This is a genomic window from Ammoniphilus sp. YIM 78166, assembly GCF_004522215.1.
Lineage (GTDB): Bacteria > Bacillota > Bacilli > Aneurinibacillales > RAOX-1 > YIM-78166.
In genome coordinates, this window is record NZ_SDLR01000005.1 from 678,533 (window position 1) to 697,544 (window position 19,012).

Genomic DNA, 19,012 nt, shown 5'->3' on the forward strand with positions numbered 1-19,012 from the left:
CCCCCAAATAGAAAAAAGCCTCCAAAGGAGGCTTTTTTCATTACTGTCCTGGTCTTCTGTCCATGTATTGTACAAGAACGGAAGCCAACGTCTTCTGTTGCTCTGGACTTGCACTCTCCCATAATTCCTTCAGAAGGCGTTCTTCATCGTTTCTTGGTTCTACCTTGTCCGCAAGGTAGTCTGCCATCTGATAGGCAATGTTTGAGATCGTAGTATCATCCAGACCTGCAGACTGAGCTTGATCGATACGCTCATTTAAGAAGGATTTCCAGTCGTTAAAATTATCTAATACTGACATTAATTAAAACCTCCTTAAATTTTTCAGGGAGGGAGCGTATGTGTCAATATTATGATACCCATTCTCAGCAATCCTATTCCAGGGTAGTAGCTGGCCAATCTGAGGAGAGAACGAATCAGGTCAGTTTAGATTGCCATTTTCTGTTCGCCGGAGATAAAGGCAGTGGATGATTGAAGGAAATCCCGAATTTCTTCTGTAGTCAAACCCAACTCTTTTGCCATTATCAGTAGTTCTACCCATTCTTGATCAAGCACCTGATCCATCTTCCACTCATCTCCCCATTAATAATAATTCAACTAGACTCGACTTTTTTCAGCTGACCGAAGGAAGTATTAATAGTAATGTATCATAATATTTATTGGAATTTTGTCACAATTTGAAGAGAAAAAAATTTTTTTTAAATAAAAACTAAACTCTAAAATGGATGAACATCCCTATACCGACCAAAATAAAGAATGGAAAAAAGCTTGGCCTTGAGCCAAGCAATAATGAGGGAGATAGTAGATGAAAAACTTCACAAGAATTTGCAGCGTTATGCCTTTTTTATTGGGCTTGCCCTTGTCCATTCCTGCAGCACATGCTGAAATGATAGAATCTGCTCAATATATTCAAGTAAGCGAACAACAAGAACAAATGACAAAGAACAAGGAGAAAATTGCTTCTGACCATGCGAAAGTGGCAAAGGTAACCCAAGCGTTGCATGCTGATCCCTTATTTCAGGGCCTATTCCTTATGCCTGTTGAGGGTAGAATTACCACCCCTTATGCTTACACGCGTTATGTAAACGGAAAACGGGCTTCACGCCATAACGCCATTGATATAGCCGCTCCACAAGGGACGCCTATTCTTGCAGCCAATTCAGGAAAGATCATTATGGCCGAAGAGCTCTATCTCTCAGGAAAACGCGTGATGATTGATCATGGCATGGGACTCGTTTCCTCCTATAGTCATCTGAAGGAACTCAATGTCAAAGAAGGCGATCCCATTCAGAAAGGTGACGTCATCGGCTTTGTTGGAAGTACAGGTTTTTCTACAGGCCCCCATTTACATTTGGCCTTTTTGCTAAACGGAGTACCTGTTAATCCACAAAAATTCTTTTACCATGATCCTTTCGAACAAATTGCTGAGCTTAGCCTAGAGGAGCATGCCCAATGATGCGAAGCTGAACTTTCTGCCTTCCGTTTTGAATCGCTTCTTGATGATTCCAACAGAAGATATCAACCTTCTGACCTTTTACAGCACCGCCCGTATCAGCGGCAATCTTACGTTCGATACTGCCGTCTTCAAATTTTACCTCAATCACTGTTCCTAATGGAATAACAGATGGATCAACAGCAACGACCTCTTCTGAAACCTTTAAACCACTGGCTGTTGTTAGTCCATTCCCGACCCCTCCTGCTGGGGTATACCATGTTGCTGTAAAATCCAACCATGGGCCTTCCTTGGCCGAACGAGAGGCAAGCTGTATCGAATTTTTCTTACTCGTTCGGCTAGCTAAAAATTTGCCTGATTCTTTTTAACCTCCTGAATGGTCTTATCTTGATTCTTAATGGTTTCCTTCAATTCGCTGATTTCACCTACATGCTTTGCAATTTGCATCTCATATTCATCTATTTTCTTATGGCTTTCCGTTACATTTTGTTGAAGCTCTTGAAGCTCCTGCTTCTTTGCTTCAAATTTCCTTTCCAACTCCATAATTTTTTCCGTTTGTTTATCGTGCATGTTATACCCTGCGGCTCCCATACTCCCAACAAGTCCGAAACAAATGAACATCATGAACCAAACGACACGTTTATCCAAGTTATCCCTCCTGGTGACGTTAGATCGTCTCTATTTGGAAAAGCTAGTTTAGATTTTACCAACATCCTTCCAGAAATGGTGTCGATTGACGAAGGAGAAATTCCACTTTTTTTGTAGAATAGGCCCATTTATCGAAAAATTCAATGAATTAATTCCGACTTCTTGTCGATTAGGATTGTCGTAATGGACATACTACTCCTAGGAGGGATGATAATGGAGAAGATGAATTGGATCATTTCCGTATCGAATCATGATACGCAAGATTGGGTTGAGATGGCGAAAACCTGGCATCCAAGCGTTGCTCTACAAATCAAAGAAGGGTTAGAAGATATAGGGTTGGAATGCAGGGTCCTTCATCAGGTTGGAAACGTACGCTTGAAAGAAGAACTGACTTGGGAAAAAGCTCTGGAGCTAGGAAGATTTATGGAAGATCTAAGTGAACAGGAAAACGATGTTTATAATCGGATAAACGGTTAAACCATAATAAAAGGCTCTCGAGAAGTAGAGAGCCTTTTACTTCGTCCCTCTTATGAGTTCCATCCCTTTTATGGTAATATATTCACATTGTGATTTTGATTATAATATTAGTTAAGCAATGCCCTTAGGAGGATAATATGACGGAAAAAAATGATAAACAGGAAAAGCAAAGAAGAGAGAAACTAAAAAAACTTAAAAAAGAACGAGAAAGCATAAAAAAAGCGGCTAAAAGAGGCAAGATTGTAAGTAAGTTAAGCAAAGGAAAACTGATCATCCCCAAAGTAGACGGCAAGCCTATTCTACGAAATCAACCCAATCCTAAAAAAGTAGCTCTCAAAGAAAATGATTAAGGACAAATATTTAGAAGGGTGCAATAACACTTGTTATTCCATCCTTTTTATTTTTTTTGTTTTTTTCAAAAAAAATTGTTGAAAGATGTCGATAGTTCGTTTATTATTTAAATATACAGAAAAATTAGAAGAAACCGGAGATGAAATGATGGAATACAAAATCCTTTGTAAAAGTTGCGGTATCAGTTTAAGTGAATACGAAAGATTAGAGTACCAAGGAGAATGCATCGACTGCTATCGCGAAAAACAACCTAAAAACCCCGCCATTCATATGCCTGTGTTAAAGCGTTTGCGCAACCGCAAATACATGGCTGTGTCTGAACTTCGATAGTCTTAAAAAAATAGAGAGGAAGCTTGGTAAAAGCCCCTCTCTATTTTATTAGTTTCCTTATTTCATTTTTGATTACCTCGATATCTGCAGCTTCTGAACCATCATCCGCTATAACTCTTTTACCATATAGAAAATGACGATTCCACCAACCCTTTTTCAGATCCGCATGCATCTTAGAATCCGTCACACCCACACCCGTTTTGTATGTATGGATAAATATAATTTCACCATTTTTCTTTACTTCCTTTACTATACCAACATGTCCATTGCGACGATAATCTTCTTTATCATATTTTTTTGCGGTGGTAGCTGTGGAGAAGAAAACCAAATCTCCCATTCTCAGTTCGTCACGAGTTAATCCTTGATTACCGTCGTACAGAAATTGCGGACGCGAGGCTCGTTTAAGCTTAATTCCATTTTTCCAATATACATATTGGGTAAACGAAGAACAGTCGAATACATCGGTTCTCCCTGCTTTAGCACCATAAAGATAATCCACTCCATAGAACAATTCCGCCGTCTCAATAATCTCCAATGCTTTTTGCTTCCATCCTTGCGGATTAGATTTTGCCGGTACCAGTACTTCATCCGGTTGGTCTGGGATCTCAGGTTCATCTACAGGAGCTGTCGGTTCGAGGATTTCGTCAAGGTAGACCTTCGCTATCCTTCCTTTATGGTCCCAGAGTACCTCTGCATCTAGTGATTCCGCTACGAACCGAAGAGGTACATACGTTCGAGACTCGACGATCACCGAATCATGCAATCCTACCCGCAGGTATAGGTTCTTATTATTTTTCGTAAATTTTATGGTTTGGGTTTTCTCATTCCAATGTAGCTCGTACCCCAGATGCTCCGAAATAAAGCGAACAGGGACCATCGTCCGGTTAGAACTGCTGATAAACGGTTTGGCATCAGGGAAGTTAACTTGTTCATCATTTACACTCACCCCTACCTCGGCAGCGTAAGATTTATCCCCTAATAGAAACATTCCTAACAGGATTCCAATAGCCAGACAAAATCGAATGTGCATGGTCATACCCTTCCTTTCCTCCCAAATAATATTCTATTCGCAAAGAAAAAACAGGATCTGACGCAATTTAACTTAAATATCTTATTTTTGATAAATTTACAAAATTATGCTATACTGAAGAGGTTGACTCTATAAGGGGGTGTTTCGATTGTTTCAAATCGGAGACAAGGTTGTTTATCCTATGCACGGGGCTGGCATAATTGAAGCCATTGAGGAGAAGGAAATTCTTGGGGAGAAACAGCTATACTATGTCCTGAACATGCCTCTGAAGAATATGCAAGTCATGATTCCCATGGCCAAGACCTCTAACCTTGGTCTGCGACAAGTTGTTGGCTCTGACATTTTAGAAAAAGTACTAAAAAATATCAATGACGGAAAGCTCGAGCCCATCTCTAATCCCATGCAGAGGCATCGCGTCAATATGACCAAGATGAAGAGCGGGGACATCTACGAAGGTGTGGAAGTCATTAAAGATCTAATGTACTTGGAGAAGAGCAAGAAGCTCGCCACCGGTGACAAGGTAATGCTAGATAATGCCCGTCACATGCTCATTAGCGAGCTCGTCTTGGTTAAGGGAATCGAAGAAGACCAAGCAGCTAATTTGCTAAACCAAGTCATCAATGCTTAATTATTTGAAGGAAAAATAAGGACTTCAACCTCTGGAGTCTTTTTCTTTTTGTGTGGGGAAAGTGGGCTGGTAGCGAAATAACCGGAGGAACTCCGGTTATTTCACCGCACTCACTGATCCTCATAATCAGGATCATGCTGAACGTGATCTTCAGGTGTCAAATCATAGATCTTCTCATAGGTTTCATACTCCTCTCCCCTACCTTTATGGGGAAGATTTTCAACTGGCTGTAGGTTATATACCTTTGTGAAAGGTTCGTTTTTCAAAGTCCTCACCTCCATGCGGATAATGTGTTCATAAAGGATAGCCATTATGTGAGTGGGGAGTATTTTTAAGGGTAACAATGTATTATAATACTGTTATTCTTACTAAAAAGGGGATTTATTTGAATGTCAGAGTCTACGGAAAGAAAAAAGATCAGTCTACAAGACGCAATCCGACAAAAGTTAGCTAGCAAGAAGCAAGATCAATTGTCTGGTGGAAAGAATGCGAGCTACCAAGCCGGTTCAAACGCAAAGATGAAAAGTCAACAAACGAAAAAAGCGAATAACCAACGCCGCCGAACGGGGGTATAAACAAGAAGGAAGAGGGTGCTTTTGAGACACCCTCTTCTCTCCTTTTAGGCAATCCCTTATGGAACAACCGTAACAGGACAAGGTGCCTCGTGTAGCACACCATAACTGACACTTCCAATAACGGTGCCTACAATAGGTCCTTTCCCACGGGAACCCATAACGATAGCCCTGACCATACCCGTTCTTTCTTTAACTTCATTGCAGATTTCCAGTTTAGGAACTCCAGCTCTTATCGTTTTTATATAGTTAATCCCCGATTCCTCGACCACTCCAACAGCCTCTTCCATGGCCTCTTCCGCTATCTCATTGCGATAAGAAGCGATTTCCTCCTTGCTGAAGAAGCGTCGGGTATTCATCGTCTCAAACGTTGGTTGGACATTCAACAAAATAATTTCATCCTGGAAAACTCTTGCCATAGAAATCGCATATTCCAAAGCCTTCAAGGCATGATTGGAACCGTCAACAGGTACTAGAATGTACATGATTTCTCCCCCTCTCGTATATTCATTATTCTATCAGAGGAGCTTTTTGGAAGGTGTGAATCTTATCACACCTGTATATAACACAATTTTAAAGGTGCTGTAACATTACTGTAATATAGAAGGTGTAAGATAAGATTATCAAGTAACCCCCTTAATAATATAACTTGAGACTTGCTGCATCGCGGCAAGTCTTCTTTCTTTTTTCAGATGAGAAAAGCTTCTGCGAAAAAATAAGGGTTCTCAAAGGAGCAAACTGCTCCCTTGAGAACCCTATTTTAGCTTGTTCCTGAGATCTCACTAACTAGCTGGTTAACGGCGTCACGACTAAGCTTCGCTTCACCCGCTTCGATGGCGTCCAAGGTGCCATGAGCGAGTACCAGGGGAATTTTACAGAAAAGAAGAATGGTGCCGGGCTTTAGTGATTCCGTGTATTGATTCGCTAAGGACAGATTATGTCTAGCATAAGCAATCATATCACTAAACTCCCAACCTTCTGGATAATAGTTCACTCCTCTGGAGTGGTCTTCCGCCCGATTTCGAATAATATTGACAGCCTGCAACCCGCGGCCAAACCCAATGGCTAACTCACGATCGGTCTCCGTATTGTCATACCACACCCAAATATCTGACAACATCACTCCAACGAGTCCGGCAACGTAGTACGTATAATCATCCAGATCTTCTTTGCTTTGAATGTTCCAATCCTTCTTAACCCATTCGGCCATACCATCTGACATGGTAGCGGTTGAAGAAAAGATCTTTTCAGCAATCGTCTCCGGCGCCAGTTGCGTCCAATCTCCTAATCGAAGGGTGACCTCAGGCAAAGTCGTTCCATAGGACCGGAACAGTTCTTTGAATTCAGAAGGATCAAAGGGACCCTGAAGGATTTGACTCACAGCCTTTAATAAATGGACTTTCTGTTCAGCAGGTAGCTGGGGGTGGTCTTCAATTTCATCAATCGCTCTCATACACAAGTACGCGGATGCGACTGCTTCCTGCACGCCAGGTGTTAAGCGACTAATCGGGATAAAGAAGGTTCGACTGGTCTTAAGCAGCATGTCCATCGCTTCCTTGTGTAAATTGGATATTTCACTCATTATGTATAACCCCCTTGTAATCTACCGCTCATAAACGATTCTAGCTAATTTCTTAGGATTATAGCATAAAAAATGAATAAACCAAAATCAAACGTGATACAAAGATTTACTCGCTTCTTGGCAGGATACTCTTACGCAAGGCCTGTCCCTGTTCTTCATTAACCAATCCTAGCCTCCATAAAGCAATCCCCTTTAGTTTATAGCGTTTGGCTAGGCCGACCTTTTCTACGATGCTCTTACCCGTTTCATTTACAACTGTAATTCCTAGAATCAGCTTTTCTGCAGGGACTTCGGCAAGGGCCATCACGATTGCTTCTTGGACTTTACGCAAGGGCTCTGGCGTTCCTTTTAATGTATGGTATTCATAGGCCATTACAACGATAGCGTCTGCTAATTCTCCCAACGCTTTATAGTCGTACCCCCTATAGGCGCTGTTTAGCGGATGTAAAGTTAAGGTGACCGTTAAACCTTGCTCCTTCGCTTGATTGGATAGTTTGCGCACGAACTCGGTAAACATCCTTCTTGTTTCGGCTAATTGTTCTGGAGATTGATTGAACCCGAGTCCTTCAATATCCAGGTTAATCCCCATATGATAACGTTTCGCCTCTTCCACCATGCTTAAAATAGCTTTTTGGGTAGCGGCTTCATTCTTTAAGATATTCTCCATTGTTGAATCACGGTCGGGAAGGTGAACCACCATCTCTGTGGTCATCGTCTCTTCCTTGGCAGCTTCTAAAACAGATTCCCAGCCCTCAGGTTTCCTCCAACCAGTGGATGAATCTTGCAGCAAACTTCCATCAGCGTCTAGTGAATACCAGCCTAGGCCAAGCTCATCTACAAGTTCCGTATAGCCATTACTGCTACGCTGCGGAAATTCTGCCCCGAATAGATTGCTCCAGCTGCTGCTCCCATTCTGTCGACTCCCTAAAGCATAAAACCCAAGCACTTTCATCGAGCTAGGTGGGGACACAATTTTTACCGCCCGGTTCACAGCATCAAAGTCCACCTCGGCCCCCAAGCTTTCACTGAAAAATCGAAGAGGAATCAAGGTTCTACCGGCCGATAGGACAGGAGGAACATCCAAAATCATAGGGTTTCCATTTACCCATGCCGTTTCATTCCCAATTTGAAGTACGATTCTCGAACCATTACGTGTGGCCGTAACGGTTTGGCTGGTTGATTCCCAGCTCACATCCACGCCAAGCACTTCGGCAATTGCTCTAAAAGGGACGAGTGTACGACCTTCTTGTAGGATAGGCAACACATCAAATTCAACCTTTGAACCATCGACAAGAACAACAATTTCTTTTTCCTGGGCAAAGCCCGCTTGGTGTTCTGTCATCACAAAAGCAGTTAGCCAAAGACAGCACCATAACAACCATTTACGCATGTTTTCTCCCCTCACCAGTTCTATTAATCTATTAGGCTTTCCATTCTTATACGAATTAGGAAGCGATTGGTTTCTCTGTTTTCTCTGGGAATTGATGGCACAAAAAAAGGGGCTCTTGTTCTCCCGCTTCCGCGTTCCAAAACAGAGTACCCTTTTGATTAGTCCGTATCGATGTCCGTATCGATCCAGGACATCGCTATTCGGCCTATGATAGCTCCCACGCCCATTCCAATCAAGCCGTTAAATATAGGTCCTAGGCCCCACCTCAGCCCATAAATCGTCCCGATGGTTCCCACCATAGCGGCGAGAATAAACGGGATAAATCTTGCCCCAGCAAACGATTGGTTTTCCTTCAGGTGGGCTTGATAATAGGATTCTGCCGCTCCAAAGATGTAAATACAGGGATAAAATAATAACCAGTTCCAATTCGCCACTTCGCTCGCTAGTGAAAATTCCCCATGAAAGCTATAAATGATTGCCCGATTAACTTCACCCTGTAAATTCACTAAGAATTCTAAGAAAATAAAGAAAGCACCCTTAATAAATTGCTGGTTATAAAATTGGCCAAAACCGGGGAAAGTGATTGACCAAAAAAGAGCAGTCCTGGAACGCGTGAGCTTCACTCTTTCATCCATCCTTCCTCTCATCTCCACCTTATTGTTTGCAAAAACAGGTAAAAACTCACAATAAAAGAAGTTAAACATTCCGACAAGATTCGCTATAACTACCACATGTTGGCATGCATAAAGTGAATTAATCCTCTGGTTAGTGAAAAGGTTATTCTTTTTCAAACAGGCTTATGAGATAATAAAAAAGCATCTAAAAAGATTTTTACTCATAAAGTACCCGCCCTTTGGTACATTCTATTGGAGAGAAACCAGAAAAAAATCGAGGTGACAACGATCATGGGTTCCCATACCTATACCAGACGAGAAGAAATTGCAAATGCGATCACCCACGGTGTTGGTGTGCTTTTTAGCATCGCAGCATTAGTCCTGCTTATTGTTTATTCAACAAGAGAAGGAACGACTGCCCATGTTGTAAGCTTCACCATTTATGGCGCAAGTATGCTTCTTCTGTATATGAGTTCCACCCTTCTACACAGCCTTCACGAAGGAAAAGCAAAAGATATTCTCGAGATTATTGACCACGCTTCGATCTATGTGTTCATTGCCGGAAGCTATACGCCGATTTTATTGGTGGTGGTCAAAGGAACGCTGGGAATCACCTTGCTAAGCGTCGTATGGAGTATTGCCTTGTTTGGCATCATCTTCAAGGTGTTCTTTACGAAACGATTCCTGTTCCTCTCCACCGTTATTTATTTGCTTATGGGCTGGATGATTGTCTTCGCGTTTGAACCCGTTATTACGAGCTTGGAAAGTACTGGACTCTTTATGCTTGTAGCAGGGGGGCTGCTCTATACCCTAGGAACGATCTTTTACATGTGGCGCCTATTCCCGTATCATCATGCGGTCTGGCATCTTTTTGTTGTAGGCGGCAGCGTGTTCCACTTTTTCACCATTTTCTTTTACGTACTCCCTATTCGCTAAAACAAAGAAGCGAAGAAAGACCTTCTACTGGAAGGCTTCCTTCGCTTTTTTATTTTTACTCCTCTTGAACCGGCCTTCTAGGAAGGTCTCCGTGACTCTCCATAATCACATCATAATATTGCGAGGCCAAGTACATGACACTTAATGGGTTGGAGAGATGGCTATGATAAGTAAAAGGCCCTTCTGGAAACCCTACCGACTCCCCTTCTAGGCGTTCAGCCTTAAACTTGATTAAATCAACTAGAAAAGAATCCCCTGTTAGCGTCCCATCATCGTGCCAAGTCATTTGTGCCATTCTTCCGCCAGCCAAGCCCCTTAACGTAAACAATTCGCATCCCCCATTTCAATATGTCTAATACGGTTACTAAGTAAAAGAATATATGTTGAAATTTGTAATGTTATGTTAGTAAAATAGAAACACATCTCCTACAATTATAGAAGGGAAGATCCCCTATGCTTCATACAGCTTCCTTTGCTCAACCCCACTGGAGAAATATTCTGCTCCTGATTGTTATGGGCTTCTTGGGCAATATTTATGGTATTTCATTATTCTTTGGTGTAGGGATTATTTTTAGCTCGGTGGCAGTCTTGCTTATTCTGCGGATATATGGACCACTATGGGGCATCTTATCGGGCTTCATTATCTATTCATCAACTTTAATTCTTTGGCAGCACCCTTATGCCTTTATTATCCTCATAAGTGAAGTGGTCTTTCTTAGTTTATTTATACGACGCAAGGCTGGGCGAAATTTGCTTTTCTGGGATGGACTTTTTTGGTTTTTTCTTGGTGCTCCGCTCACTTGGTTATGTTATCATCATGTGATTGGGATGAATGAAACCTTTAGTCTAGTTATTTTACTTAAGCATTGTGTAAACGGTCTCTTTAACGCGTTAGTGGCTGGACTGCTGTTAGAATTCGGTCCCTTCAGAAGATGGTTCCTTCCCGAACAGGCCACTGACTCCTTGCAGAAAAAAATATTTCATCTCATCGTTTCTTTTATTCTATTTCCAACCTTAATTCTTATTTTATATGAAGGATACGATAAGGTACAACACGTAAAGCAAGAAATGGAAATTTCGATCGTTGAATTAACAGCCACGATCCAAGATGAACTCCTGCATTGGCAGAATCAGCACTTAACTCCGTTGCGCAAGCTTGCCATTCAACAAACGTACCAACCCGTACCTCCTGATCAGTTAAGTCAAAACTTAGAACTGATCACCCAGTCTTTTCCTCAGTTCACCATGATGTACGCGGCAGATGAAGAAGCCAAGTCTTATGCTTTCTATCCAAATACGAATGAAAGAGGAGAATCTCTCATTGGTTTAACCTATGAAGATCGCGTGTACTTCCAGGAACTAAAAAAAAGTAATGAGCCTATTATGTCTGATGTTTTAATAGCAAAGGGAAGTCCCTATCCTATCGTCGCTTTAGCCATGCCGCTGATGAAGGAAAAGCAATTTATTGGCTATATCGCCGGGGCGCTATCCTTGGATTCCGTTCGAAATCAAATTTTGCAGAAAGTAACCAAACCAGGCTATACAGTAACAATCATTGATTCAAAGAAACAAGTCATTATGACCAATGAGCCCCACTTACGCCCCCTAGACTCCTACGAGGCATCGTTAAAGAAGCTAGAGGAGAATAGGTTATGGACTCAAAAAAGGATACAAATTTGGCAGCCCTCAGAGACCAAGCTTCCCCCCATGCTCCAATGGGAGAAATCCTTTTATTGGAAGCATAGTCCTATGGATACGCCTCAATCCTGGTCTATTATTGTCAAAGGATCGGTGTCTCCTTATCAGACAGAAGTCTATGAGCTTTATATTAAGATCTTTAGCATTTGCCTGTTGATATTAGTTTTAACCCAGCCTCTTTCTTTTCTGCTTAGCCGTAGGATCGTGTCTCCGATTGAACACTTGTCCCAGATTACGGGCAATCTATCTCTCGAGACTCACGGGCCCCCAGAAGGGGTGTCATGGCCTAAAACCTCCATCAAAGAAATTCAGGTACTGGTAGACAACTTTCAATTCATGTCCAAAAAAATTCAACAATCCAAGCAGCACCTAGAGTATCTCGCCCACCATGATGAATTAACAGGGCTGTCCAATCGGTATCATTTTAAAGAACAATTCCAGCAATTTTCAGCCAAGCGTCAGGACGCCTTGATTGCCATTTTGTTTATAGACCTTGACCGATTTAAATTTATTAATGACGCAATTGGACATGACTTTGGTGATCTTTTGCTGCAGCAGATGGCTGACAGGATGAAGCAGGAATGCGGAGAACAAGGCATTATTGCTCGCTATGGTGGTGACGAATTTCTTGTCATGATACCCAACATTACCTACATTCAAGAAGTAGATGCGATGTCCAAGCGTCTCCTTGAGCAAATTCAGAAGCCTTTTCATCTGCGATCCCATGAATTTGTCGTCACTGGCAGTATGGGTATTAGCGTATATCCCCATGATGGATTAGACATTAAAACACTCATTAAGCATGCGGATACTGCCATGTATGCAGCCAAGGAGCACGGAAAAAATCAGTATCAATTTTTCAATTCCAATATGAATGATTCCATCATGTATAAATTAGAGCTGGAAACAGAGCTGAGAAAGGCCATTGAAGATCAACAGCTAGAGCTTCATTACCAACCCCAATTTGCCATTCAGACCGGAGAAATCTCTGGCATAGAAGCCTTACTCCGGTGGAATCACCCTACCATGGGAGTCATCTCACCCGCTGAGTTTATCCCTCTTGCTGAAGAAACAGGCCTAATCATCCCGATTGGAGACTGGGTACTTAGAGAAGCCTGTACGCAGCGGAAGAAGTGGCAGCTTGCCCGTTTTCCTTCCTTAAGGATGGCCGTAAATGTCTCCATGAAGCAATTTTTACATGAAGACTTTATTCCCAACCTGCGCCGCTTAATTCTAGAGACCGAGATGGATCCTTCCAAGCTTAAACTTGAAATTACCGAAAGCATAGCTATGAAGCACCCTGACTATGTGATAGAGAAGCTGACCGAGTTGAAGCGCCTTGGAATTAAGCTAGCTATTGACGATTTTGGGACGGGCTACTCTTCACTAAACTATCTAAAGGAATTTCCTGTGGACTATCTTAAAATTGACCGCACCTTTATTCAGGATATTGTGACGGGTTCCGCTCAAACTTCGATTGTACAATCCATCATTCAAGTAGCCCACAGTCTTAACTTGTCCATTATCGCCGAGGGCGTAGAGACCGACCAGCAGCTTGAGTTCTTGAAAAAAAACCATTGCAATGAAGCCCAAGGCTATTTACTTTCCAAACCCCTTCGTTCTGAGGATATTGAGAAATACTATTTCCAGCTGCTTGACGACCTGCAGGTTAGGTAAGAAAACTGCTCCCATACTAGGGAGCAGTTTTTTAGTTTGCAGCGATGGGAACATCCTTTAGCATGGGTGTGAGTTCTCCCATATAAAATACTTGCAAATAATGCAAAGCACGCGTACAAGCGGTGTAGAGCAATTTACGGTCACTCTCATGAGCATAAACCTCCTGAGAAGCGTTATAAATGATGACCCCATCAAATTCTAAGCCTTTTGCCAAGTAAGCCGGAACCACGACCATTCCGCTTACGAAAGTACGCGTCTTCTTCGTAAACAGATATACATTGTTATTCAATAACGGTAACATCGTTTGGTAGGCTTGCTCCGCCTCTTGGCTTGTTTTGCAGATAATTGCAATCGATTCGGCCCCTTTCTGGGTTAGGGAGTGAACTGCTTGTTGAATGGAAGCTGCAAGCTGCTCCGTTTGTGCAGCCTGGATCATCTTCGGAGCCTCCCCCGTTCGGCCAATCGTTTCCACCGGCTCCGGATCCCGAAGAATCTGTCGGGTAAATTCGATGATTTCACTAGTCGAGCGATAGCTTTTCTTCATCCTTACAATACCGACATTTTCCTCTCCGAAAAGCTCTCCTAGACGGCTGTAGCTTTGGACATTCGCATAGTAAATCCCTTGATTTAGATCCCCTAAAAGGGTGAACTTGGCCCGAGGAAAAAGTCGGCGGATATATTCAAGCTGAAACGGAGAGTAGTCCTGCGCCTCATCAATCACCACTTGTTTGATCCGATTCAACCTGTTGAAGCCTTTGAACGCTGATTGCAAGTAAACAATAGGCGTGGCATCCTCATAAGGTATTTCCTTCGCGCTAATTCTCTCTTGCGTATAGGCCCCTAGCCTTTCAAACTCTTCTATTGGTGTTTCCCCTAGTTTTAATACCCATTTAGGATCGCTAAACAATCTAGTATACATCCCCATCATATCCACGAAGCCCAAGTTTTTGGCCATCTCACGTAGAGGTGCTATCGCTCTTTTTGCTTTTTTTCCAGCTTCATCCTTCATCTCTTTGTCCGACCCTAGGTATTTAGGACTCTGCTTCATTCTCTTAAAAACATTTCGAGCCACGCGCTGCTGTATAATATCCAATTCAGCCAATACCTTTTCCTTCACTTTATCCAGCCGATTGCTGATGGAAGGATCATGTCCAAACTCGATATAAAACAGCTCCTCCAGTTGCTCCTTACTAATTAGCACCTTATCTCGAAAAGAAAAATCCTGGAATAAGATATCCGCTTTCTTTAAATGCTCAAGGTAACGATCCAGCAAGGACATAAAGTCACTCGATGTTTTCCATTCAATACCTTTTAAACGTATAGGATATTCATCCCTTTGGGTTTCGGTCAACAAGTATTCAAATTGGTCATAGATATCTTCTACCTTCCACTCGTCTTCAAACCCTCGATCCAAGTGATCTTGAAAAGTGGTTTGAAGCATGTTGGCTTCTCCAAGCTCTGGGAGGACATTCGAGACATAATCGTTAAAAATCGAATTCGGCGAAAATAGCAGCATTTGATCTGCACTTAAGCTGTTACGATATTTATACAACAAATAAGCAACACGCTGCAGGGCTACAGAGGTTTTTCCACTGCCGGCTGCTCCTTGAACCACAAGGATTGGATGCTCATCATCACGGATGATGCGGTTTTGCTCTTGTTGTATCGTCATTACAATACTACTCATCTTTTCGTGGGCGCTCTTCGCCAACATGACCTGAAGCATTTCATCCCCAATGTTGATTCCTGTATCAAACATCTCTTCTAATTTTCCATACTTAATGATGTATTGCCTTTTCAGTTCCATTTCCCCTTGGATCTCTCCGTCAGGCGTTTGGTACCTAGCAGGGCCGGGTGTATAGTCATAGAACATGCCGGATACCGGGGCCCGCCAGTCATAAATAAGAAGATCATGAGTTTCTTCATCCGCAACGGAACTGATTCCTATGTAGATCTCTTCTGCTTTCGAAGCTGCGTTTTCTCGGAAATCGATTCTTGCGAAATACGGGCTCTTCTTCAGCTTCTGAAGCTTATGAAAGGTCTGTTCAGCATGTCGAAAGCTTCTTTCCTGCTGGGATAAAACGGCTTGCTGCTGGGTAATGCTAGCAGCTGTTTCAGCTACGTCATCATAATTCGATAGGTTAACCGAGACTTCATCCCAGAAGTTCTGGCGCATGTCTAAAACCTCTGCCCCACGATGTTCTAGGATTCCCTCCAAGCGCTCCAGTTCCTTTTTTATCTCCGTCATGACCCGCTCCAGGCGGCCTCGTTCATATCGCCAATCGTTTTCTTGGATGGACATGCGTGTGTTTCTCTCCCATCTTAGTTTAAATCTGTTCGTCATTTAGTTTATTGAAAAAAGGAATTTTTAAACAGTCCCCCTTATAGGTTTCGACATGAAAAAGCAGACTCCTGTAAGGAAAAGGAAGGAGAGAAGATTCTAAAGAGAAAAAACAAAAAAAGCAATCTGGCTGGTATCGCCAAATTGCTACCTTCTATTGTTTCTCCTTTGCAATAACCAAAGGCATATGTTCTTTTAGCATCTTCCCAAGGTCTTCAAGGTCCATAAGAACCTTCCGGTAGGCAAACTTTCTGCCTTCATGAAGACCATAATGGAATGGATCTCCTTCAAATCTTTTCGCTAGCTCTTTCGCTTCGTCTAATCTCTCTTCGAGCATCTTCCGATAGATTTCTAATTCATTATTTGATGTAGTTTCCATTTCTGACCTCCACTATCCAAAAGATTTTATAGCTTTATCATAGCAGAATGGACAGACAAATAAAAGCGCTTTCATTCAATTTCAACAAATTGCCTTTTTTAATTTCCTCGGAAGTTTTCTCTTTTGTTGAGTAACCTCCAGTACACATCCTTTTCTGGTAAATACAGCTATATGATGAAATTCAAATCGAGCATCGGTGTCATTTATTTTATAGAAATTCCCTCTGAGTACACACTGGAGAACTTTTTCCTTCTCATCGTGAGTTAGCTGCAGGGCTGGGTCAAAGGTTAAGCTTCGAGTCAGGGATCGCTTGCTCTTAATACTGATGCCATACTGATTAAGATATTGTAGCTTCCAGGCAAATGGTACATCCGCCATCTGATTTTTGAGGTTGTTGCACTTATAACATGAAATGTCCACGTTAGGCTCATCGGACGCATTAAAAGTAAGCTGCCATCTGGCCTTAAATTTAGCATCCTTCATCAGGTATTTAGGAATTAAGTGCTCCTTCGTCGACTCCTTCGGTGTCAATGCTCTATTCTTTCCAACACAGACTGGGGAGATCTCTCTATAACGACAGTACATAGCGCTACCCTCCATATCTTAAAACAAAAAAGGGACTCGACAAGGAATCTGCGAGTGCCCTTAAAATGTTTATGTAGTTAGTCTAAAAATGATTTAATATGGTGCGGGTGAAGGGAGTCGAACCCCCACGCCATAGGCGCTAGATCCTAAGTCTAGTGCGTCTGCCAGTTCCGCCACACCCGCATAGTGTTTGTGACAAGTATTATAATACACTAAGTCAGGAATATTGTCAACAGGCAGTGACAGCCAAACACGTGGTTATCTATCTTCCACTTCCATGAGGTGGTATTCGGTTTTTTCAACTTCTATTTCGTTGTCAACACTCTGAGCCCATTCTAAGAAGGCCTTCCCGCTAATGACCTCTTGCCCATCTTGTCGATCGATTGGAAAATGACCTTGATCCACAAGCTGGTGTATGGTTTGTTGACTTAACCCCGTCATGCCGGATAAAACAATAAGAGGATAGTTTGTCCCCTCATCGATTTCTTTGACCTTGATCTGATAAATCACGCGCCATCCCTCCTGACGAACGTTTGACAGTTGGTATCCTGACATTCATTACTGTTCGCACCAGTGACCTCAATACCTTCTGCAATACAGATTGCACCCTCGCCCCAGTACTTGCAAGAAGCTACCGTACAAGCGATCGTAGGTGTAACTTGATAATCGGGATTCAATAGTCCAATAGCTGATCCGGTCCAATTTACATTATCAGCGGAACCCACATAGCTCAACAGATTCCTCGCGTGAGAAAAGGTTTTGCACATCGTTTGTTCCACAATCTCAGACATCTTGGTTTCCTCTTCGTGCATAATATCGATATTCCCTGCTCCGCAACGATCTCCATAAAGATAGTGAGTGCAAGTATTTACGATACATTTTACCGAAGGTTGCATGGACAATCACCTCCATATTTCTCCTATGGAGTTTTCCCTGTGAATAACAAAAATATGTAAAACTTAAGGGAGCATTTTATACATCTCCAGCTGAGAAATCGTTGCGCGTCTGAACCCCATCCGCTTGTAAAAGCCCTCGAGATTCCCGTGATTAGGAAAAGAGGTACTTAATTTTTGGAGATTAAGCTCGCGCACAGCAAAGTTTAAAAGATAAGCAGCCATTCCTTTCTGACGATAACTCCTGTCCACCCACAAAAAGCTGATGCGGCCACTATCATTAATACTTAGGACACCAACTACCTGTTGCTTCGCAAAGAGACCATAGTGATATTGGTGTTTAGACTGCTCTAAGAATTCAATGTCATTTTGCCAATTCAAGTGGACATCGATTTCATATCTTATTTTCTGAATTTGCTCAAGTCCGATGGGGCTGATCTCGGATGAGAGAGGATTCGTGAAGGCAATTTGAAGCCCATCCTCCAGAACATAAAGATGTAGATCGTATCTTTTTTCATATCCTTGTTTCTCATAAAAACGAATTGCCTTTTCATTTCCGGTAATTACCTCTAAAAAAAGCTGCTGACACCCCTGTTGGACCCCTATACTCTGGTGCAAGTCGAAAAGGGACTGAGCTACACCGGCTCGACGGTAATCAGGATCGACACAAAGAGTCCCGCATCGCAGCGTATTAATCCCTTCATACTCCTTCATTCCTCCGAGTATCAATCCCACCGGGCGCCCTTTATCCAAGGCCAGATGAGAAAATTCTCGTTTGTTACCTTCCGGACCAAAAAAACGTTGAATAAATTCGCCTTCACTAAAGTTCATATTCACTAGATAATCTGAAAATCCTACGCTAAACGCTCTATGAATAAGATCATCTTCCACCGCATCGCAGCTAACATAACTTATCATCTCTATTGTCTCCTCTTGGGCTAGGCCCTAAGTGATCCCTGGAGTTTCCTTCTTTGATATCGTCTTATAATACTCTTTGACCATCTCTCAAGCACATCCTCTGAGTCCCCTGTAAATTGGGCGATTAAGGACGGGTTTTCTAGTTCTTTTGATCCATAAAAGCATACAACCCACTGCTGCCTGTTTTTCCTGATCTCGATATCTAAGTTTCTGCCTCTTTTGTCGTTCCAATCTAGCAAGTGCTCCAGCATCACCAGATCAGCTTTTAGATAGTCTCTCATATATAATTTCCTCTCGTACCCTACTATTTGTTTATTACATAAATTATTCTTAGCTGTGGAGTCAAATTCCTGCCCCATCATACAAAAAAGGAACAGTGTCGCCTAAGCAAGCGCAAGATAGACCGGTATGAGACGAAACACAGCTCCCCGGCCCAAGTTGAGGAATCTTGGAAGTGGATGATTCACTCATCTTGGGCCCAAGCCAAAATGACGAAATCATAGACGCGGAATG

At 42.3% G+C, this 19,012-nt stretch carries 25 protein-coding genes and 1 tRNA gene; 7 read left to right on the forward strand and 19 right to left on the reverse strand.

Translation table 11 applies throughout. The features are described 5' to 3' along the window. Positions 1-40: 40 nt before the first annotated feature. On the reverse strand, positions 41-298 hold the full coding sequence (locus EIZ58_RS24625) for a DUF3243 domain-containing protein (protein WP_134703586.1): 258 nt from the start codon (positions 296-298) through the stop codon (positions 41-43). 125 nt (positions 299-423) lie between these two features. Beyond that, the gene (locus EIZ58_RS24630) at positions 424-561 is read right to left on the reverse strand and encodes an anti-repressor SinI family protein (RefSeq protein WP_134703587.1); all 138 of its coding nucleotides are present in this window, start codon (positions 559-561) and stop codon (positions 424-426) included. A gap of 241 nt (positions 562-802) precedes the next feature. Here EIZ58_RS24630 and EIZ58_RS24635 point away from each other — a divergent pair, with 241 nt between their 5' ends. Beyond that, positions 803-1,453, forward strand: a complete 651-nt coding sequence (locus EIZ58_RS24635) for a M23 family metallopeptidase (protein WP_134703588.1) — start codon at positions 803-805, stop codon at positions 1,451-1,453. Here EIZ58_RS24635 and EIZ58_RS24640 read toward each other — a convergent pair. Continuing rightward, positions 1,428-1,727, reverse strand: coding sequence for a 3D domain-containing protein (locus EIZ58_RS24640; protein WP_167577936.1), 300 nt, complete (start codon positions 1,725-1,727; stop codon positions 1,428-1,430). The genes EIZ58_RS24635 and EIZ58_RS24640 overlap by 26 nt on opposite strands. Before the next feature lie 65 nt (positions 1,728-1,792). Next, on the reverse strand, positions 1,793-2,098 hold the full coding sequence (locus EIZ58_RS24645) for a hypothetical protein (protein ID WP_134703590.1): 306 nt from the start codon (positions 2,096-2,098) through the stop codon (positions 1,793-1,795). 213 nt (positions 2,099-2,311) lie between these two features. Between EIZ58_RS24645 and EIZ58_RS24650 the strand changes: the two genes are divergently transcribed. Then, positions 2,312-2,575: a hypothetical protein gene (locus tag EIZ58_RS24650; RefSeq protein ID WP_134703591.1), complete on the forward strand. Its 264-nt coding sequence runs from the start codon at positions 2,312-2,314 to the stop codon at positions 2,573-2,575. Between the two features lie 137 nt (positions 2,576-2,712). Then, on the forward strand, positions 2,713-2,925 hold the full coding sequence (locus tag EIZ58_RS24655; RefSeq protein WP_134703592.1) for a hypothetical protein: 213 nt from the start codon (positions 2,713-2,715) through the stop codon (positions 2,923-2,925). A 371-nt stretch (positions 2,926-3,296) separates the two neighbouring features. On the opposite strand, the gene EIZ58_RS24660 is transcribed toward EIZ58_RS24655, so the two are convergent. Then, entirely contained in the window at positions 3,297-4,292 is a 996-nt protein-coding gene (locus EIZ58_RS24660) for a C40 family peptidase (protein ID WP_134703593.1), read from the reverse strand. Positions 4,293-4,434: 142 nt separating this feature from the next. Between EIZ58_RS24660 and EIZ58_RS24665 the strand changes: the two genes are divergently transcribed. Further along, the gene (locus tag EIZ58_RS24665; RefSeq protein ID WP_134703594.1) at positions 4,435-4,914 is read left to right on the forward strand and encodes a CarD family transcriptional regulator; all 480 of its coding nucleotides are present in this window, start codon (positions 4,435-4,437) and stop codon (positions 4,912-4,914) included. Positions 4,915-5,024: 110 nt separating this feature from the next. Here the strand turns inward: EIZ58_RS24665 and EIZ58_RS33820 are convergent, their stop codons facing one another. After that, positions 5,025-5,180: a hypothetical protein gene (locus tag EIZ58_RS33820; RefSeq protein ID WP_167577937.1), complete on the reverse strand. Its 156-nt coding sequence runs from the start codon at positions 5,178-5,180 to the stop codon at positions 5,025-5,027. Between the two features lie 123 nt (positions 5,181-5,303). On the opposite strand from EIZ58_RS33820, the gene EIZ58_RS24670 reads away from it, so the two are divergent. Beyond that, a complete protein-coding gene (locus EIZ58_RS24670; protein WP_134703595.1) occupies positions 5,304-5,489 on the forward strand; it encodes a hypothetical protein in 186 nt (61 codons plus the stop codon). A 56-nt stretch (positions 5,490-5,545) separates the two neighbouring features. On the opposite strand, the gene EIZ58_RS24675 is transcribed toward EIZ58_RS24670, so the two are convergent. From EIZ58_RS24675 to EIZ58_RS24690, 4 genes are all read right to left on the reverse strand, one after another. Further along, entirely contained in the window at positions 5,546-5,971 is a 426-nt protein-coding gene (locus EIZ58_RS24675; protein ID WP_134703596.1) for a universal stress protein, read from the reverse strand. Between the two features lie 275 nt (positions 5,972-6,246). Next, the gene (locus tag EIZ58_RS24680; RefSeq protein ID WP_134703597.1) at positions 6,247-7,068 is read right to left on the reverse strand and encodes a squalene/phytoene synthase family protein; all 822 of its coding nucleotides are present in this window, start codon (positions 7,066-7,068) and stop codon (positions 6,247-6,249) included. Between the two features lie 106 nt (positions 7,069-7,174). After that, a complete protein-coding gene (locus EIZ58_RS24685; protein ID WP_134703598.1) occupies positions 7,175-8,458 on the reverse strand; it encodes a stalk domain-containing protein in 1,284 nt (427 codons plus the stop codon). 158 nt (positions 8,459-8,616) lie between these two features. Next, a complete protein-coding gene (locus EIZ58_RS24690; protein WP_167577938.1) occupies positions 8,617-9,189 on the reverse strand; it encodes a hypothetical protein in 573 nt (190 codons plus the stop codon). A 171-nt stretch (positions 9,190-9,360) separates the two neighbouring features. Between EIZ58_RS24690 and trhA the strand changes: the two genes are divergently transcribed. Further along, positions 9,361-10,008, forward strand: coding sequence for a PAQR family membrane homeostasis protein TrhA (gene trhA / locus EIZ58_RS24695; RefSeq protein WP_134703654.1), 648 nt, complete (start codon positions 9,361-9,363; stop codon positions 10,006-10,008). Positions 10,009-10,063: 55 nt separating this feature from the next. Here the strand turns inward: trhA and EIZ58_RS24700 are convergent, their stop codons facing one another. Continuing rightward, complete coding sequence (locus EIZ58_RS24700; RefSeq protein WP_134703600.1) at positions 10,064-10,336, reverse strand: hypothetical protein; 273 nt, start codon at positions 10,334-10,336, stop codon at positions 10,064-10,066. A 125-nt stretch (positions 10,337-10,461) separates the two neighbouring features. Here EIZ58_RS24700 and EIZ58_RS24705 point away from each other — a divergent pair, with 125 nt between their 5' ends. Then, entirely contained in the window at positions 10,462-13,383 is a 2,922-nt protein-coding gene (locus EIZ58_RS24705; protein WP_134703601.1) for an EAL domain-containing protein, read from the forward strand. Between the two features lie 31 nt (positions 13,384-13,414). Here the strand turns inward: EIZ58_RS24705 and helD are convergent, their stop codons facing one another. The 8 genes from helD to EIZ58_RS24745 form a co-directional block, all read right to left on the reverse strand. Beyond that, positions 13,415-15,727 (reverse strand): RNA polymerase recycling motor HelD, encoded by a 2,313-nt coding sequence (helD, locus tag EIZ58_RS24710; RefSeq protein ID WP_134703602.1) that lies wholly within the window; start codon positions 15,725-15,727, stop codon positions 13,415-13,417. 151 nt (positions 15,728-15,878) lie between these two features. After that, positions 15,879-16,103: a hypothetical protein gene (locus tag EIZ58_RS24715; protein ID WP_134703603.1), complete on the reverse strand. Its 225-nt coding sequence runs from the start codon at positions 16,101-16,103 to the stop codon at positions 15,879-15,881. 81 nt (positions 16,104-16,184) lie between these two features. Continuing rightward, on the reverse strand, positions 16,185-16,688 hold the full coding sequence (locus EIZ58_RS24720) for a hypothetical protein (protein ID WP_134703604.1): 504 nt from the start codon (positions 16,686-16,688) through the stop codon (positions 16,185-16,187). 99 nt (positions 16,689-16,787) lie between these two features. Next, positions 16,788-16,871, reverse strand: a tRNA-Leu gene (locus EIZ58_RS24725). Between the two features lie 75 nt (positions 16,872-16,946). Beyond that, positions 16,947-17,198 carry a hypothetical protein gene (locus tag EIZ58_RS24730; RefSeq protein ID WP_134703605.1) on the reverse strand — a complete coding sequence of 84 codons (252 nt, stop codon included), beginning with the start codon at positions 17,196-17,198 and terminating at the stop codon, positions 16,947-16,949. After that, on the reverse strand, positions 17,195-17,584 hold the full coding sequence (locus EIZ58_RS24735; protein WP_134703606.1) for a DUF1540 domain-containing protein: 390 nt from the start codon (positions 17,582-17,584) through the stop codon (positions 17,195-17,197). The genes EIZ58_RS24730 and EIZ58_RS24735 overlap by 4 nt, the downstream gene beginning before the upstream one ends. A 63-nt stretch (positions 17,585-17,647) precedes the next feature. Continuing rightward, complete coding sequence (locus EIZ58_RS24740) at positions 17,648-18,499, reverse strand: GNAT family N-acetyltransferase (protein WP_134703607.1); 852 nt, start codon at positions 18,497-18,499, stop codon at positions 17,648-17,650. A gap of 20 nt (positions 18,500-18,519) precedes the next feature. Further along, positions 18,520-18,858 (reverse strand): hypothetical protein, encoded by a 339-nt coding sequence (locus EIZ58_RS24745; protein ID WP_167577939.1) that lies wholly within the window; start codon positions 18,856-18,858, stop codon positions 18,520-18,522. Between the last annotated feature and the right edge of the window lie 154 nt (positions 18,859-19,012).

What these genes read in the sequence shown, in the direction of transcription:
- EIZ58_RS24625 (WP_134703586.1), bottom strand. Translation starts at nt 298, where the DNA reads ATGTCAGTATTAGATAATTTTAACGACTGGAAATCCTTCTTAAATGAG.
- EIZ58_RS24630 (WP_134703587.1), bottom strand. Translation starts at nt 561, where the DNA reads ATGGATCAGGTGCTTGATCAAGAATGGGTAGAACTACTGATAATGGCA.
- EIZ58_RS24635 (WP_134703588.1), top strand. Translation starts at nt 803, where the DNA reads ATGAAAAACTTCACAAGAATTTGCAGCGTTATGCCTTTTTTATTGGGC.
- EIZ58_RS24650 (WP_134703591.1), top strand. Translation starts at nt 2,312, where the DNA reads ATGGAGAAGATGAATTGGATCATTTCCGTATCGAATCATGATACGCAA.
- EIZ58_RS24655 (WP_134703592.1), top strand. Translation starts at nt 2,713, where the DNA reads ATGACGGAAAAAAATGATAAACAGGAAAAGCAAAGAAGAGAGAAACTA.
- EIZ58_RS24660 (WP_134703593.1), bottom strand. Translation starts at nt 4,292, where the DNA reads ATGACCATGCACATTCGATTTTGTCTGGCTATTGGAATCCTGTTAGGA.
- EIZ58_RS24670 (WP_134703595.1), top strand. Translation starts at nt 5,304, where the DNA reads ATGTCAGAGTCTACGGAAAGAAAAAAGATCAGTCTACAAGACGCAATC.
- EIZ58_RS24675 (WP_134703596.1), bottom strand. Translation starts at nt 5,971, where the DNA reads ATGTACATTCTAGTACCTGTTGACGGTTCCAATCATGCCTTGAAGGCT.
- EIZ58_RS24680 (WP_134703597.1), bottom strand. Translation starts at nt 7,068, where the DNA reads ATGAGTGAAATATCCAATTTACACAAGGAAGCGATGGACATGCTGCTT.
- EIZ58_RS24685 (WP_134703598.1), bottom strand. Translation starts at nt 8,458, where the DNA reads ATGCGTAAATGGTTGTTATGGTGCTGTCTTTGGCTAACTGCTTTTGTG.
- EIZ58_RS24705 (WP_134703601.1), top strand. Translation starts at nt 10,462, where the DNA reads ATGCTTCATACAGCTTCCTTTGCTCAACCCCACTGGAGAAATATTCTG.
- helD (WP_134703602.1), bottom strand. Translation starts at nt 15,727, where the DNA reads ATGACGAACAGATTTAAACTAAGATGGGAGAGAAACACACGCATGTCC.
- EIZ58_RS24715 (WP_134703603.1), bottom strand. Translation starts at nt 16,103, where the DNA reads ATGGAAACTACATCAAATAATGAATTAGAAATCTATCGGAAGATGCTC.
- EIZ58_RS24720 (WP_134703604.1), bottom strand. Translation starts at nt 16,688, where the DNA reads ATGTACTGTCGTTATAGAGAGATCTCCCCAGTCTGTGTTGGAAAGAAT.
- EIZ58_RS24735 (WP_134703606.1), bottom strand. Translation starts at nt 17,584, where the DNA reads ATGCAACCTTCGGTAAAATGTATCGTAAATACTTGCACTCACTATCTT.
- EIZ58_RS24740 (WP_134703607.1), bottom strand. Translation starts at nt 18,499, where the DNA reads ATGATAAGTTATGTTAGCTGCGATGCGGTGGAAGATGATCTTATTCAT.
- EIZ58_RS24745 (WP_167577939.1), bottom strand. Translation starts at nt 18,858, where the DNA reads ATGGGGCAGGAATTTGACTCCACAGCTAAGAATAATTTATGTAATAAA.